The sequence below is a fragment of the Streptomyces sp. NPDC051136 genome, assembly GCF_044455745.1.
Lineage (GTDB): Bacteria > Actinomycetota > Actinomycetes > Streptomycetales > Streptomycetaceae > Streptomyces.
This window is the reverse complement of record NZ_JBITFE010000004.1, coordinates 147724-162078: the sequence shown is the minus strand read 5'-3', so window position 1 is coordinate 162078 and position 14355 is coordinate 147724. Positions and strand designations below refer to the sequence as shown.

General features: G+C 74.9%; 12 protein-coding genes. 10 read left to right on the top strand and 2 right to left on the bottom strand.

The features are described 5' to 3' along the window. Positions 1-192: 192 nt before the first annotated feature. From ACIBCJ_RS13210 to ACIBCJ_RS13180, 7 genes are all read left to right on the top strand, one after another. Entirely contained in the window at positions 193-2583 is a 2391-nt protein-coding gene (locus tag ACIBCJ_RS13210) for an excinuclease ABC subunit UvrA (RefSeq protein WP_362505134.1), read from the top strand. 73 nt (positions 2584-2656) lie between these two features. Further along, complete coding sequence (locus ACIBCJ_RS13205) at positions 2657-3073, top strand: helix-turn-helix transcriptional regulator (RefSeq protein WP_362093729.1); 417 nt, start codon at positions 2657-2659, stop codon at positions 3071-3073. Between the two features lie 216 nt (positions 3074-3289). Next, positions 3290-3706 (top strand): VOC family protein, encoded by a 417-nt coding sequence (locus ACIBCJ_RS13200; protein WP_365978073.1) that lies wholly within the window; start codon positions 3290-3292, stop codon positions 3704-3706. A gap of 289 nt (positions 3707-3995) precedes the next feature. Beyond that, entirely contained in the window at positions 3996-4796 is an 801-nt protein-coding gene (locus tag ACIBCJ_RS13195) for an RNA polymerase sigma factor SigF (RefSeq protein WP_362093735.1), read from the top strand. Positions 4797-4983: 187 nt separating this feature from the next. Beyond that, positions 4984-5922, top strand: coding sequence for a hypothetical protein (locus tag ACIBCJ_RS13190; protein WP_365978072.1), 939 nt, complete (start codon positions 4984-4986; stop codon positions 5920-5922). Positions 5923-6099: 177 nt separating this feature from the next. Continuing rightward, positions 6100-7491 (top strand): aminotransferase class I/II-fold pyridoxal phosphate-dependent enzyme, encoded by a 1392-nt coding sequence (locus ACIBCJ_RS13185; RefSeq protein ID WP_365978071.1) that lies wholly within the window; start codon positions 6100-6102, stop codon positions 7489-7491. After that, positions 7488-8528: an MBL fold metallo-hydrolase gene (locus tag ACIBCJ_RS13180; protein ID WP_365978070.1), complete on the top strand. Its 1041-nt coding sequence runs from the start codon at positions 7488-7490 to the stop codon at positions 8526-8528. The genes ACIBCJ_RS13185 and ACIBCJ_RS13180 overlap by 4 nt, the downstream gene beginning before the upstream one ends. Before the next feature lie 85 nt (positions 8529-8613). Here the strand turns inward: ACIBCJ_RS13180 and ACIBCJ_RS13175 are convergent, their stop codons facing one another. Then, positions 8614-9240 (bottom strand): VTT domain-containing protein, encoded by a 627-nt coding sequence (locus tag ACIBCJ_RS13175; RefSeq protein WP_362093746.1) that lies wholly within the window; start codon positions 9238-9240, stop codon positions 8614-8616. Then, positions 9237-10010: an MBL fold metallo-hydrolase gene (locus ACIBCJ_RS13170; protein WP_362093749.1), complete on the bottom strand. Its 774-nt coding sequence runs from the start codon at positions 10008-10010 to the stop codon at positions 9237-9239. Before ACIBCJ_RS13170 ends, ACIBCJ_RS13175 begins: the two co-directional genes overlap by 4 nt. A gap of 84 nt (positions 10011-10094) precedes the next feature. Here ACIBCJ_RS13170 and ACIBCJ_RS13165 point away from each other — a divergent pair, with 84 nt between their 5' ends. The 3 genes from ACIBCJ_RS13165 to ACIBCJ_RS13155 all read left to right on the top strand — a co-directional run bounded on the left by ACIBCJ_RS13165 (position 10095) and on the right by ACIBCJ_RS13155 (position 14275). Further along, a complete protein-coding gene (locus ACIBCJ_RS13165) occupies positions 10095-10496 on the top strand; it encodes a hypothetical protein (RefSeq protein WP_365978069.1) in 402 nt (133 codons plus the stop codon). A 116-nt stretch (positions 10497-10612) separates the two neighbouring features. After that, positions 10613-12754, top strand: coding sequence for a phage holin family protein (locus ACIBCJ_RS13160; RefSeq protein WP_365978068.1), 2142 nt, complete (start codon positions 10613-10615; stop codon positions 12752-12754). A gap of 81 nt (positions 12755-12835) precedes the next feature. Continuing rightward, positions 12836-14275: an amino acid permease gene (locus ACIBCJ_RS13155; protein WP_365978067.1), complete on the top strand. Its 1440-nt coding sequence runs from the start codon at positions 12836-12838 to the stop codon at positions 14273-14275. Positions 14276-14355 lie beyond the last annotated feature (80 nt).

Genomic DNA, 14355 nt, shown 5'->3' with positions numbered 1-14355 from the left:
CCCTCCACATCCTGAACGGGTGCCGACCGCGTACCCGGACACCGCGGGCCGACACGGAATCCCCCGGACGGGTCCGTTCCGATTTCCGCCGGATCAGGAATCGAGAAGCGCGGGCCGCGGCGCCCCCTCTAGCGTGTGACCACGAGGCACCGAGGGCGTCACCTCGACGAGCCCCCGACGGACGGAGAGACGATGAGCAGCGCCAAGAGGACGGACCCGCGGGCGTCCGGTGCGCACGCCGCCGACAGCCACGACCTGATCCGTGTGCACGGCGCCCGTGAGAACAACCTCAAGGACGTCAGCGTCGAGATCCCCAAGCGCCGGCTGACGGTGTTCACCGGCGTCTCCGGCTCGGGCAAGAGCTCGCTGGTGTTCAACACGATCGCCGCCGAGTCGCAGCGGCTGATCAACGAGACCTACAGCGCGTTCGTCCAGGGCTTCATGCCCACCCTCGCGCGGCCCGAGGTGGACGTCTTGGACGGCCTGACCACCGCGATCATCGTGGACCAGCAGCGCATGGGCGCCGACCCCCGCTCCACCGTCGGCACCGCCACCGACGTCAACGCGATGCTGCGCATCCTCTTCAGCCGCCTCGGCGAGCCGCACATCGGCCCGCCCAGCGCGTACTCCTTCAACACCGCCTCGGTCCGGGCCAGCGGCGCGATCACCGTCGAGCGGGGCGCCAAGAAGGCGGTGAAGGCGACCTTCCAGCGCACCGGCGGCATGTGCACCCACTGCGAGGGCCGCGGCACCGTCTCCGACATCGACCTCACCCAGCTCTACGACGACTCCAAGTCGCTCGCCGAGGGGGCCTTCACCATCCCCGGCTGGAAGTCGGACAGCCAGTGGACGGTGCAGGTGTACGCCCAGTCCGGCTTCGTCGACCCGGACAAGCCGATCCGCGACTACACCGACACCGAACTGCGGGACTTCCTCCACGGCGAACCGGTCAAGGTCAAGGTCAACGGCGTCAACCTCACCTACGAGGGCCTCATCCCGAAGATCCAGAAGTCGTTCCTGTCCAAGGACAAGGAGGCGATGCAGCCGCACATCAGGGCGTTCGTGGAGCGGGCCGTCACCTTCACCACCTGCCCCGAGTGCGAGGGCACCCGGCTGAGCGAGGGCGCCAGGTCGTCCCGGATCGGGAAGATCAGCATCGCCGACGCCTGCGCGATGGAGATCCGGGACCTGGCCGGATGGGTCCGCGACCTCGACGAGCCCTCGGTGGCGCCGCTGCTGACGGCCCTGCGGGACGCCCTCGACTCCTTCGTGGAGATCGGGCTCGGCTACCTCTCGCTCGACCGGCCGGCGGGCACCCTGTCCGGCGGCGAGGCACAGCGCGTCAAAATGGTCCGCCACCTCGGTTCCTCGCTCACCGACACGACGTACGTCTTCGACGAGCCCACCGTCGGACTGCACCCCCACGACATCCAGCGCATGAACGACCTGCTGCTGCGCCTGCGGGACAAGGGCAACACCGTCCTCGTCGTCGAGCACAAGCCGGAGGCCATCGCGATCGCCGACCACGTGATCGACCTCGGCCCCGGCGCCGGCACGGCGGGCGGCACCGTCTGCTTCCAGGGCACCGTCGGGGAACTGCGGGCCGCGGACACCGTCACCGGCCGCCACCTCGACGACCGGGCCGCCCTCAAGGAGTCGGTCCGCAAGCCCACCGGAGCCCTGGAGATCCGCGGCGCCCGCCGGCACAACCTCCAGGACGTCGACGTCGACGTCCCGCTCGGCGTGCTCTGCGTGGTCACCGGCGTGGCGGGCTCCGGCAAGAGCTCCCTGATCCACGGCTCGGTCCCGGCCGGCGCCGACGTCGTATCGGTCGACCAGAGCCCCATCAAGGGCTCGCGGCGCAGCAACCCGGCGACGTACACCGGACTGCTCGACCCGATCCGCAAGGCCTTCGCCAAGGCCAACGGCGTGAAGCCGGCCCTGTTCAGCGCCAACTCCGAGGGCGCCTGCCCCACCTGCAACGGCGCCGGTGTCATCTACACCGACCTGGCGATGATGGCCGGCGTCGCCGCACCCTGCGAGGACTGCGAGGGCAAGCGGTTCCAGCCCGCCGTGCTGGAGTACCGCTTCGGCGGCCGCGACATCAGCGAGGTGCTGGCGATGCCGGTCGACCGGGCCGAGGAGTTCTTCGGCACCGGGGAGGCGCGCACCCCGGCCGCGCACCGGATCCTCCAGCGGCTCTCCGACGTCGGCCTCGGCTACCTCACCCTCGGCCAGCCGCTCACCACGCTGTCCGGCGGCGAGCGGCAGCGGCTCAAGCTGGCCACGCACATGAGCGAGAAGGGCGGGGTCTACGTCCTCGACGAGCCCACCACGGGGCTGCACCTCGCGGACGTCGAGCAGCTGCTCGGCCTGCTCGACCGTCTCGTCGACGCCGGGAAGTCGGTCATCGTCATCGAGCACCACCAGGCCGTCATGGCGCACGCCGACTGGATCATCGACCTCGGCCCCGGTGCAGGACACGACGGCGGCCGGGTCGTCTTCGAGGGCACCCCGGCCGACCTCGTCGCCGCCCGTTCCACCCTCACCGGCGAGCACCTCGCCGCCTACGTCGGCGCCTGAGGCCGACGGCAGCCGCGCCCCTCGGCGCCGGAAGCCCTGTCCGGGGCGTCCGGCGCTGTGGGATGGTGACCGGGTGACGACGCTGGAGGACCTGGCCCGGCTGCGGCGGGCCCGCGACCTGATGGACCGCGAGTACGCCGAGCCGCTCGACGTGCCGGCGCTGGCGCGCGTCGCCCTCATGTCGGCCGGCCACTTCTCCCGCAGCTTCCGCGCCGCCTACGGGGAGACGCCGTACAGCTACCTGATGACGCGCCGCATCGAACGCGCCATGGCGCTGCTGCGGCGCGGCGACATGAGCGTCACCGAGGTCTGCTTCGCGGTGGGCTGTACCTCGCTGGGGTCGTTCAGCTCGCGCTTCACCGAACTGGTCGGCGAGAGCCCGAGCGCCTACCGGGACCGCGACCACTCCGACGGCGCCGCCGTCCCGGCCTGCGTCGCCAAGGTCCACACCCGGCCGGTGCGGAACGGGGAGCCGGGGCGCAAGGGCTGACCGGCCGGCGGCACCGGGCCGGCCAGGGGCGGGTCGCCGGACGGCGGCGGACGGGGCGCCCCGCGCCGTCGCCGATGCCGGCGACCGCGTCGCACGGCCGACCCGCGTCGCACGGCAGGCCGCGCGTCGGTCGGGGGGCAGGACGCCGGCCGGGGACCGCGAGTCGGTCAGGAACGGAGAAGCGGCGTCCGCGCCACCGCCCTTAGCGTGACGTGCATGGACATCAACCTCTCGCAGTGCTTCATCGCCGTCGACGACCATGACAAGGCGCTCGCCTTCTACCGGGACGTGCTCGGCCTGGAGGTCCGCAACGACGTCGGGTTCGAGGGCATGCGCTGGGTGACGGTCGGCTCCCCGGCCCAGCCCGACGTGGACATCGTCCTCGAACCCCCGCTGGCCGACCCGAACGCGTCGGCCGCCGACAAGGAGGCCATGGCCGCACTGCTGGCCAAGGGTCACCTGCGCGGCGTCATCCTCAGCACCGACGACGTCGACGCCACCTTCGAACACCTCCGCGCCGCGGGCGCCGAGGTCCTCCAGGAACCGGTCGACCAGCCCTACGGCGTCCGCGACTGCGCCTTCCGCGACCCGGCCGGCAACATGATCCGCTTCCACCAGCCGCGCAAGGGCTGAAAAATCGGGTGTTTGCCGTGGGAGGCAGGGGGCAGGCGCAAGTTCAGTGCTTCGGACAGGAGGCACGTCCGTGGGAGCGGCGCGACGCCGCCCCGGATGCGTCCGAGCGGGCTGGACGTCCTCCCACGGTGACCGCCCGACCTCCAGGGCCCGCGTCGTCGTACCGGTGCCGCCCGCGCCGTGAGCCGGACACCGCCAGAACCCGGCCGCCTCCCGTGCGGGCCCGGCCGGACGGATCATCGTCCGGCACGGCGACGGGACCCCGCACTCCGAGGGAGCTGCGACGCACATGCCGATCCACGCCAGCGTGAAGCACCCGCACGACGACGCCCCCGACACGGCCGACGCGTTCCGCCGGCTGGCCACCCTCCCCGACGGTCCCGAGCGCGACGCCGTGCGCGACCGGATCGTGGAGGCCTGGCTGCCCATGGCCGAACGGCTGGCGGGACGCTTCCGCAGCCGCGGCGAGAGCTACGAGGACCTGCGGCAGGTCGCCGCCCTCGGCCTCGTCAAGGCCGTCGACCGGTACGACCCCGAGCGCGGCAACGCCTTCGAGAGCTACGCCGTGCCGACCGTCACCGGCGAGATCAAGCGACACTTCCGCGACCACATGTGGACCCTGCACGTGCCGCGCCGGGTGCAGGAACTGCGCAACCGCGTCCGTTTCGCCCGCCAGGACCTGTCGCAGACCGTCTCGGGCCGCAACCCCAGCGTCGCGGAGATCGCCGAGCACGCCGACCTGAGCGAAGAGGACGTGCGGGTCGGCCTGGAGGCCCTGGAGAGCTTCACGGCCCTCTCCCTGGACGCCGAACTGCCCGGCAGCGAGGACGGCTACTCGCTCGGCGACGCGCTCGGCGCCCCCGACCCGGCCCTCGACACGGTCGTCGACCGCGAGGCCGTCAAGAACCGGCTGGCCGCCCTGCCTCCGCGCGAGCGCGCCATCCTCTACATGCGCTTCTTCGACGACATGACCCAGAGCCGCATCGCCGAACAGCTCGGCATCTCCCAGATGCACGTCTCCCGCCTGATCACCCGCTGCTGCGACCGGGTGCGCGAACAGGTGATGCGGGACCCGGAACCGGGCGCCTGAGGCAGAGGGCGTCGCGGGAGGGCGCACCGCGGGAGCCGGGCGTCCCGAAACCTCTCGCTCACCCACCCGGACGGAGGGTTAGCGCGAACGGCGCACGGTGACGGGCGTCGCTCCGCCGGGCGGGCTGTGATGGCCCGAGGGCGCGAGTGCCGCGCCCCCGCAGCCGTCGCTCGAAGGAGCCCGTCCCATGCGCCGCACCGCCCGCGCCCTGTCCGTCGCCGTCCTGGCCAGTGCCGCCCTCGGTGTCTGCGCGGGGGCCGGTGCGGCCGACCCGGTCGTGCCGCCACCTCCCGCCGACGCCGGGGAACCCCCCGCCCCGCCCCCGGCCGGCGACCCGGAGGCCGTACCCCCGCCGTCCGCCGAGGAGGCCCTCCCCCCGGCCGCCGGACGAGCCGCCGCGCAGGTCAGTCCGGCGGACGCCGCCCCGGGCGACACGGTCACCGTCTCCGTCTCGTGCGGCCCGACCGGCGGGGCCGCACCGGCGAGCCTCGACGCCACCTCCCCGGCCTTCGAGGAGGGCACCGTCGCCCTGCGCAAGGTGGCGGACGACGCGGGAACGACGTCCGGGCCCGCCTACCGGGGCACCGCGCGCATAGCCGCGGCCGAGGACTTCGCGGCCGACCCGGCGGCCCCGGCCGACCCGGCGGATCCGGCGGATCCGGCCGACCCGGAGGCGACGGGCACGGAAGCTACCGAGGGTGGTGCCGCGGACGGTACGGGCGGCGCGGAGGACTGGACCGTCGACGGGGCCTGCCCGGACGCCTCCGGCGGCGAGGACCCCTGGAGCGCGACCATGACCGTGCCGGACGAGGGCGGCACCGGTACCGCCCAGCCGGCCTGCCGCGAACCCGCCGCCCCGCGCACGGGCGCCTCCCCGCGCGGCGCGTCCTGCGCCCCCACCGCGCCGGCGTGCCCCGACATCGGCACCCCGCACGAGGGGTCCTCGCCGCAGGGCACGTCCTGCGGCGGAGCGAAGGCCGAGCACGGGGTACGGGCCGGTGCCGGGGGGACCTTCGGCGACTCCGTGCCGGCCCTGGTCGCCGGGGCCGTCCTGATCGCGGGCGCGTGCGGCGCCGCCGGCCACCGGCTGCGGCTGCGCCTGCGCGGGGAGGACGGGGAACGCTGACCCGTCACGGACGCCGGTGCGCCCGCGACCCGGCAAGCGGCAGCCGGCCCGAGCCATGGCGGGGCGCCACGGTGGGTACGTGAGTACAGGGACCGGCGAGCAGCGGACGGGCGGACGGGGCGACGGAGACAGGCACGGCACGGACGGACAGACGGCACGGACCGCGCGGAGGTACGCATGCGGCGCACGGACGCCGAAGGCCCGGCCACGGGACCCGAAGGCCCGGCCAACGGGCCCGGCGGTCCGGTGGCGGGGCCCGGCGGTCCGGCCACCGGCCTCTCGGGCCGCCGCCACCCCGCCGGCCCTCCCGGCCCGGGCGGAGGCGATGGCTCCCGCCCCGCGGGGCACGGCCCCGTCCGGTACGGCCCGGACTTCCCCGACGACGGGCTGCCGGTGCTGCCCGAACTGGCCGCCGTACTCGCCGCCGCCGCGGGCCGCCCCCGGGGCGAACCGGCCGGCGGCGCCCCCGCCCTCCTGGACTCCGCGTGCGGCTACTGGGACCGGCGCGGCCTGACCACCGAGCCCGGTCACGTGGCCGCCGCCCCCGGCGCGGGCGCCCTGCTGCTGGCGCTGACCGCCGCGCTGGGCGGCGACGTCCTGGTGCCCCGTCCCTGCGCCGCCTGGTGGGCACCGTACGCACGGCTGCTCGGCCGGCCCGTTTTCCGCGTGCCCACCCCGGCCGAGTCCGGGGGCGTACCCGACCCGTACGCGCTCCTGGAGACCGTCCGACGGGTCCGCGCCGAGGGCTGCCGCCCCCGTCTGCTCGTGCTGTCCGTCGCCGACGACCCGACCGGTACCGTCGCGCCGCCCGAGCTGCTGCACGAGACCGTCGAGGTCGCCGCCGCCGAAGGGCTGCACCTGGTCAGCGACGAGACCTGGCGCGACACCCTGCACGACCCGCACGCCACCGTGATCCTCAGCCCCGCCGAGATGCTGCCCGAGCGGGTCACCGTCGTCACCGACCTGGCGGGCTCGCTGCTGCCGGCCGCCTGGCCGGCCGCCGTCGCCCGGTTCCCCGCCTCCGCCGCGGGCGACGGTCTGCACGCGCGCGTGCTCGACGTGCTCACCGCGCTCGGTGCCCGCGTCGCCGCACCCGTCGCCGCCGCGGCCGGGTACGCGCTCGACGAACCCGAGCCGGTCACCGCCCGCCGGGCGGCCTCGGTGGGTCTGCACGCGCGCCTGGCCGCCGCCGTGCACGAGACCGTCGTCGCGGCGGGCGCCACCGCCCGCCCCCCACAGGCCGGCCGCCACCTGTACGCCGACCTGGGCCCGCTGCGCGACGCGCTCGTAGCCGAGGGCGTCGGCGACGCCCAGGAACTGGAGGACTTCCTCACCGCCCGGCTCGGCCTGCCCGCCCCCGGCGGCCACCGCTTCGGCGACGACCTGCCGGCCCTGCGCGTCCGGCTCGCCACCGGCCCCCTGCTCGACGCGGGCACCGACGAGCGGCACAGCGAAGCCCTCACCTCCCAGGACCCGTTGGAACTGCCACACGTACAAAGCGCGTTGACCGGTCTGAAGGCGGTCTTCGACGGTCTCCGCGACGCTCAGCGATGGGAGCCCCCTCGATGACGCAGCAGCCCCGGTCGACCACGAGCACCCCCACGTCCGCCGAGCACACCGACACCGCCCCCGACCACCCGCGGCTCGCCCGGCCCCGGCCGCCGGCCGAGCGCCGGGTGTGGCCGCGGACCTTCCACGACCGGCTGACCGCGCCGCTGCCCGGCCTGAAGGCCCTCGCCCGGTTCGCCCGCGAGGGCGCGGTCAGACCCGGCCCCGGCGGACTCGCCGACATCCCGCGGCTGCCCTGCGCCCCCGGCCCGCTGCCCCGCGTGGACACGCGCACCGTCGCCGTCACCTGGGCCGGACACGCCAGCTGGGTGGTGCGGATCGGCGGCCTCACCGTGCTCACCGACCCGGTCTGGTCCCGCCGGATCCTGGGCACTCCGGCCAGGATCACCCCCGTCGGCGTCTCCTGGAGCGCGCTGCCGCGCGTCGACGCCGTCGTCATCAGCCACAACCACTACGACCACCTGGACGCCCCCACCCTGCGCAGGCTCCCGCGCGACACCCCCGTCCTCGTGCCCGCCGGTCTGGGCCGCTGGTTCCACCGCCGCCGCTTCACCCGCGTCACCGAGCTGGACTGGTGGGAGGCGACCGAGCTGAACGGGGTCCGGTTCGACTTCGTCCCGGCCCACCACTGGTCCAAGCGCAGCCTCACCGACACGTGCCGCACCCTGTGGGGCGGCTGGGTGCTCACCGATCCCGACGGCCGGCGCGTCTACTTCGCCGGTGACACCGGGTACGGCCACTGGTTCACCCGGATCGGCCGCCGCTACCCCGGCATCGACCTCGCCCTGCTGCCCATCGGGGCCTACGACCCCCGCTGGTGGCTCAGCGACGTGCACTGCGACCCGGAGGAGGCGGTGCGGGCCGCCCAGGACGTCGGCGCGCGCCACATGGCGCCCATGCACTGGGGCACCTTCGTCCTGTCCGCGGAACCGGTCCTGGAACCCCTCACCCGCGTACGCGCCGCCTGGCAGCAGGCGGGCCTGGCCCGCGACCGCCTGTGGGACCTGCCGGTCGGCGGCTCCCGGGTACTGGAGTGACGTTCCCCGCCCAAGCCCATGCCCGCGCCCGCTTCCCCGCCCCCCGTGCCGGCGGACCGCTCGGCGCCTGCGCCTGCGCCTGCGTCTACGCCTTCGCCGGCCTCCGGAACCGGCGCCACACCCCCGGCGCCCCGCCGACCACGACGGTGAGGGCGATGGCCGCGGCCACGCCCTCCCAGGGCCTGCTGAACAGGGCGCCGCTGAGAACGCCGATCAGCTGGTAGGTCAGCGCCCAGGCCAGACAGGCCGGCAGGTTGCCCCGGGCGAAGCGGCGCAGCGGCCACTCGGCGAGCAGACAGGCCAGCATCACCGGTATCCGGCCGGCCGGCACCAGCCGGGAGAGCACCAGGACCGCGACGTCGTGCTCGGCGAGTTTCTCCTCGGCCTGCTCCAGCCGGTCCTCCGGCGCCCGGCGGCGGATCGCCTCCAGCCAGCGCGAACCGTTCTTCGAACCCACGCCGCGCCGGCCCAGCCAGTACAGCGCCATGTCCCCGGCGAACGCGGCCAGCGACGCCGTCACGAACACCATCAGCATGGCGAACGGCAGCGTCTGGTGCAGCGCCACCACCGCCGCCGAACTGACCAGCGCGCCCGTCGGCACCACCGGCACCAGCGCCCCGATCAGCACGAGCAGGAACAGCGACGGGTAGCCGAACGCCTGCTGCGTCGGCTCCGTCGGTATGTTCAGCGCCGCGGCCCCCAGCCAGCTCACCGCGCGACCTCCACCCGCACACTCTCGCCGTGCCCCAGCCGGTGCACCGCGACCCCCGGCGCACGCAGCGCCGACAGGCGCACGAACTCCTGCCCCGGCGTGTGAAACTCATGGGGGCGCACGGCGTTCATCCCGATCGGCCAGTACGTGCCGTAGTGCACCGGCACCGCGGCGCGCGGCGCCAGCCGGGCCAGCGCCTCGGCCGCCCGCCCCGCGTCCAGGTGCTCCGCACCCAGGTTCGGGCCCCAGCCGCCCACCGGCAGCAACGCCGCGTCGATCGGCCCGACTTCCTTCTCCATGCCGTCGAACAGCCCGGTGTCCCCGGCGAAGTAGGTCCGGCCCTCGCCCTCGACGACGAAGCCGAGCGCGGGGGCACGGTGCCGTCCGACCGGCAGCCGCCGCCCGTCGTGCCGTGCGGGCACCGCCCTTATCCGCAGGTCACCGACGGTCGTCTCGTCCCCGGGCGCCACCTCGGTCAGCTCCAGGTGCCCCAGCCGGCGCAACCCCGGCACCGCCCGTCGCGCGCCCCGGGGCACGAGCAGGCGCGTGCCCGGCGCGAGCCGCGCGAGCGACGGCACGTGCAGGTGGTCGGCGTGCAGGTGGGACACGAGCGTGACGTCCGCACGCCACGCCTCGGGCGGCGGCACCGCGCCCCGCCTGCGGCGCAGGTGGGCGAGCCGGCGTACGAACAGGGGATCGGTGAGCACCCTGATGTCCGAGTCCTCGACCGTGCAGGTGGCGTGACCCCACCACGTGAGCTCCACCGGCACCTCTTTGCCTCCTTCGCGCGACTCCCCGAAGCCTACGTCCAGGAGTAGGGTCAGCGGCGAAAACGGGAGGTGAGGGGGGACACCATGGGGCCGGTGCGGGTGACGGCGATCGCGAGTCTGACGCCACTGGAACAGCTGGACGACGACCCCTTCCTGGTCGACTCCCGCAGCCAGCACGCCATGTGCGCCCGCTGGGCGGCCGAGCACGGATACGTCGTCGCCCGCCAGTTGCTGGTGTGCGGCCTGCGGCCCGACCACGACGCCCTGTGGGACGGGGTACGGCCGGGCCACGACCTGTTCGTGGCGCCCAGCCGGCGGGTGCTGGAGAGCGCGCTGTCCTCCGTCGACGCCTTCACCGCGGAGTGCGTGCGGCGTGGCGTGCGCGTCGAGACCGCCGGCCACGCCGAACCCGCCTACGACGCCCGGATGAAGGCGTGCGTGCACCGCAGACTGTCGATGCCGACGGCCGGGTACGACGGGCGCTGACCGCCGGCCCGGGGTGTGAACCGGACCCGGGGGGACAAACGGGCGCTCCGTAGCGTTGTGGCAGGGTGGGGGCGGCCCGCACGGACGACGGGCCGGGGACGTGAGGTGTGCGGAGCGTGAGTGGAGGCCGTTGGCGCCGGGTCGCCAGCCAGATCGGGCGCAGTGTCGCGGTGTGGGCCGTGTCCACGCTCACCATGCTCGTGCTCGCCGGGATCCTGCCGGACTTCCGGCTCCAGTCGCCCGACGGGGACAGCGCGACCGACATCGCCATGACCGCCGCGGTCGGGGCCGGTGCCTTCGGTCTGCTCTCCGCACTGGTCTGGCCGCTCCTGGTCCGCCTGCTGCTCCTCGTGCCGGCCCTCGTCCTCGGTCTGCTCGTCTTCTTCCTCAACGGCGGGCTGCTGCTCCTCGCCATCGACGTGAACCCGGCCGGCCGCGGCGGCGTCGCCCCCGAGACGGCGGTCGTGGTGGCCGCCGTCATGTCCGCCGTCGCCTCCGCCACCGGCGGCGCGCTGGCCGTGCGCGACGACGACGCCTACCGCAGCCGCCTCTACCGGCTCGCCGACCGCCGCCGCAGATCGGGGCCGCCCTGCCCGGCCGGACCCGGCACCGTCTTTCTGCAACTGGACGGCGTGGGCCACGACGTCCTCCTGGACGCCGTCGACCGCGGCGTCATGCCCACCGTCGCCCGCTGGCTCGGCCGCGACGGCGCCTCCGCCACCCACCGCCTCGACCTGTGGCGCACCGACTGGTCCAGCCAGACCGGCGCCAGCCAGCTCGGCATCCTGCACGGCAGCAACCACGACGTCCCCGCCTTCCGCTGGTACGAGAAGGACAGCGGCGAGGTCATGGTCTGCAACCGCCCGACCAGCGCCGCCGAACTGCAGTACCGCGCCGTCCGGCGCACCGGCGACGGCGGACTGCTCAGCCTCGACGGCGCCAGCCGCGGCAACCTGTTCGGCGGCGGCGCCGACGAACAGGCACTCGTGCTGTCCATAGCCACCCGCCGCCGCAGCCGCGAGACCCGCTCCAGGTCCGGCTACTTCGCCTACTTCTCCGACCCGGCCAACGCGGTGCGCACCGCGATGTCCTTCGTCGCCGAGGTGGGCCGGGAGATCGGCCAGTCCACCCGGGCCCGCGTCCACAAGGTCCGCCCGCGCGTCTCCCGCGGCGGCCTCTACCCCTTCGTCCGCGCCTTCGCCACCGTCGTCGAACGCGACGTCGTCGTCGCCGCGGTCATGGGCGACATGCTCGCCGGCCGCACCGCCGTCTACGCCGACCTGGTGGCCTACGACGAAGTCGCGCACCACTCGGGGCCGGACAGCCGCGACGCCGCCAAGGTCCTCCGGCGGCTCGACCGGGCGCTCGCCCTGATCGAGAACGTCGCCGACCACGCCCCCCGCCCCTACCGGATCGTGGTCCTCTCCGACCACGGCCAGAGCCCCGGTGAGACGTTCCGCGCCCGCTACGGCCTCACCCTCGCCGACCTGGTGCGGGCCGGCTGCGGACTGCCCGTGCCGCGCAGCGCCCGGCGCACCCGCAGCGGAGCCGAGGCGCGCAACACCGTACGGGCCGCCCTGCACCGCCCCGTCGAGGAGGGCGCCGGACAGCAGCGGCCCGCCGACACCCCCACCGGGCGCCGCTCCGAGCCGATCGTGCTGGCCTCCGGCAACCTCGGTCTGGTCTCGTTCCCGGACGTGCCGCACCGGATGACGCGGGAGGAGATCGACGCCCGCCACCCCGCCCTGCTGCCGACCCTCGCCAACCACCCCGGCGTCGGCTTCCTGCTGGTGTGCAGCGAGGAACACGGCGGTGTCGTGCTCGGCGCGCGCGGCGCCGAGGTCCCCCTGGACCGGCTCGACCGAGACCCCGGGCCGCTCGCCCCCTTCGGCCCCGGCGCCGCCGACGCCGTACGCCGCACGCACTCCTTCCCGCACACGGCCGACATCATGGTCAACTCCTTCCACGACCCGGCCGACGGCGAAGTGCTCGCCTTCGAGGAGCAGATCGGTTCCCACGGCGGACTCGGCGGCCCCCAGTCGCGCGCCTTCCTGCTGTCGCCGACCGTGCTGTCGGCCCCGGCCGAGCAGGGCGAGGAGATCGTCGGCGCCGAGCAGATCCACGGGATCCTCCGCGACTGGCTGCGCGAGTCGAACGGCCCCCAGGTGCCCGTGGGCACGGACGATCTGCGGCCGAACGTGGTCGAGGGCGCACCTTTTCCCGTCGCGGACGGGTTCGTGCAGGACAAAACCGCCTGATTTGGCGCGGCTCGGGACCGTGCCCGACCATGGGCTGGCCCGGCGATCCCGGGCCTCGTTCCATGAGAGGCGCACCACCCCATGCACGTCCCCGGGACCGTCCCCCCACCGGCTCCGGGACCGCAGGAGACCCCCGCGGCCCCCGACACCGGCCCCACCGCCCGCCCAGCACCGGCCGACTCCGCGCCGGGCCCCGGCCGGCACGCCCGCCGCTTCGGGCTGCCCGTCGCCACCGCCCTGGTCATGGGCAACATCATCGGCGGCGGCATCTTCCTGCTCCCGGCCTCCGTCGCCCCCTTCGGCACCGTCAGCCTGCTCGCCTTCGGCGTCCTGACCGTCGGCGCCATCGCGCTCGCCCTGGTCTTCGGCCGCCTCGCCGCCCGCGACCCGCGCACCGGCGGCCCCTACGTCTACGCCCGCGGGGCCTTCGGCGACTTCGCCGGGTTCCTCGCCGCCTGGGCGTACTGGATCACCACCTGGGTGTCCAACGCGGCCCTCGCCGTCGCCGCCGTCGGCTACCTCGACGTCCTGATCCCGGTGAACGACCACCGCTGGACCGCGTGTCTGGCCGCGCTCGTCGTCCAGTGGCTGCCGGCGCTCGCCAACTTCGCCGGCACCCGTTACGTGGGCGCCGTCCAGCTGGTCTCCACCGTATTGAAGTTCGCACCGCTGCTGCTCGTCGCCGTCGGCGGGCTGTTCTTCTTCGACCCGGACAACCTCGGCCCGTTCAACGCCAGCGGCTCCAGCGGCATCGGCGCGGTCTCCGCCGCCGCCGCGATCCTGCTCTTCTCCTACCTCGGCGTGGAGTCCGCCGCCGTCAGCGCCGGAGAGGTCAAGGACCCCCGCCGCACCGTCGGCCGGGCCACGGTCATCGGCACCGCCGGCGCCGCCCTGGTCTATCTTCTCGGCACCCTCTCGGTCTTCGGCACCGTCGCCCACGACCGCCTGGGCACCTCCGACGCGCCCTTCTCGGACGCCGTGAACGCCATGTTCGGCGGCGCCTGGGGCGGCTGGGCCGTCGCGCTGGCCGCCCTGGTCTCGATGACCGGCTGCCTCAACGGCTGGACCCTGCTCAGCGCCCAGACCCCGTACGCGGCGGCCCGGGACGGCCTCTTCCCCGCCGCGTTCGCGCGCAAGCGGCGCGGCGTCCCGACGACCGGCGTCGCCGTCACCGTCGTCCTCGCCTCCCTGCTCACGGTCTACAACTACACGTCGGGCTCGGCGAAGGTCTTCGAGGTCCTCGTTCTGGTCACCACCTTCACCGCGACGGTTCCGTACCTGCTCGCCGCGGCCGCCCAGATCTTCCACCTGGTCTCCGGGCAGGGCGAGAAGGTCGACCGGGCGCGGCTGGTGCGGGACGGGGTGATCGCGGCGGTCGCGGCGGCCTTCTCCCTGTGGCTCGTCGCGGGCGCCGGTTACGCGGCGGTCTACCAGGGCGTGCTGTTCCTCTTCGCGGGCGTGCTGGTGTACGCGGTGATGGCCGCCCGCAGGCGGCGCGCGGAGGCGGCCACCGCACCCTGACCCGGCCGCCGCGGGGACACAGCCCCCTCCCGGCCCGCCGCACCCCGCGTCGAGCGCGTCCCCCGGGCCCGCCCGAAGGG

Excerpts from the sequence above, each read along its gene's own strand:
- ACIBCJ_RS13210 (WP_362505134.1), top strand. The coding sequence starts at position 193 with ATGAGCAGCGCCAAGAGGACGGACCCGCGGGCGTCCGGTGCGCACGCC.
- ACIBCJ_RS13200 (WP_365978073.1), top strand. The coding sequence starts at position 3,290 with ATGGACATCAACCTCTCGCAGTGCTTCATCGCCGTCGACGACCATGAC.
- ACIBCJ_RS13195 (WP_362093735.1), top strand. The coding sequence starts at position 3,996 with ATGCCGATCCACGCCAGCGTGAAGCACCCGCACGACGACGCCCCCGAC.
- ACIBCJ_RS13190 (WP_365978072.1), top strand. The coding sequence starts at position 4,984 with ATGCGCCGCACCGCCCGCGCCCTGTCCGTCGCCGTCCTGGCCAGTGCC.
- ACIBCJ_RS13185 (WP_365978071.1), top strand. The coding sequence starts at position 6,100 with ATGCGGCGCACGGACGCCGAAGGCCCGGCCACGGGACCCGAAGGCCCG.
- ACIBCJ_RS13180 (WP_365978070.1), top strand. The coding sequence starts at position 7,488 with ATGACGCAGCAGCCCCGGTCGACCACGAGCACCCCCACGTCCGCCGAG.
- ACIBCJ_RS13165 (WP_365978069.1), top strand. The coding sequence starts at position 10,095 with ATGGGGCCGGTGCGGGTGACGGCGATCGCGAGTCTGACGCCACTGGAA.
- ACIBCJ_RS13155 (WP_365978067.1), top strand. The coding sequence starts at position 12,836 with ATGCACGTCCCCGGGACCGTCCCCCCACCGGCTCCGGGACCGCAGGAG.